Source organism: Cytobacillus oceanisediminis 2691, from assembly GCF_007678455.1.
GTDB lineage: Bacteria > Bacillota > Bacilli > Bacillales > Cytobacillaceae > Mesobacillus > Mesobacillus oceanisediminis_A.
On record NZ_VEEP01000426.1, the window covers coordinates 1 to 233 of the forward strand.

The window sequence follows — 233 nt, forward strand, 5'->3', positions numbered from 1 at the left end:
TTGATGTGGGGTACGGAAAGGATATGGGGAGAAAGGTGGGGGGGAGTAAGATGATAGGGTTTTTGGGGAAATGTGAGAGAAAGGTGGGGGGTGGTGGATGGGAGGTGGAGAAGGTTGATTGGATTGAGTTGATATGTGTGTTTGTAGGGTTGGAGGATTTTGAGGGATTGATCATAGGGAAGGTGGTGGATGAGGTGAGGATAGAAATAAGGGAATGTTTGGTAGGAGAGTTA

General features: G+C 47.2%; 1 protein-coding gene. It reads left to right on the forward strand.

The annotated features are described in order from the left end of the window. Positions 1-50 precede the first annotated feature (50 nt). On the forward strand, positions 51-233 hold a 183-nt coding region (locus FS736_RS24005; protein WP_144481576.1), incomplete at its 3' end, for a hypothetical protein.